This window comes from Citrobacter sp. TBCS-14 (assembly GCF_005280805.1).
Lineage (GTDB): Bacteria > Pseudomonadota > Gammaproteobacteria > Enterobacterales > Enterobacteriaceae > Citrobacter > Citrobacter gillenii.
Map to the genome: position 1 here is coordinate 1 of NZ_SZWM01000745.1, position 209 is coordinate 209.

A 209-nucleotide genomic window follows, 5' to 3' on the forward strand; every position below is an offset into this window, starting at 1 on the left:
AATCGCCATGCGCTGCATCCGTTGCGTTGAGATAAATCGCCGGACGTTCCACGCAGGCGAGCATATGCGCGACTTTACGCGCCGCAATACCGGATGTACCGACGCCGGTCACGACGATTTTCCCTGTACAACTGCGTAACTCCGCCATCAGCGACTGCCAGACCGGTTCAGTCAGATGCTGCCCCAGACCCGCCAGGGCATCGCTATAG

At 59.3% G+C, this 209-nt stretch carries 1 pseudogene (running past one end of the window); it reads right to left on the bottom strand.

What is annotated here, in order from left to right:
• A pseudogene (locus tag FDX22_RS21050) lies at positions 1-209 on the bottom strand (phosphosugar isomerase); its annotated part runs 35 nt beyond the window's last position; the annotation flags it as partial.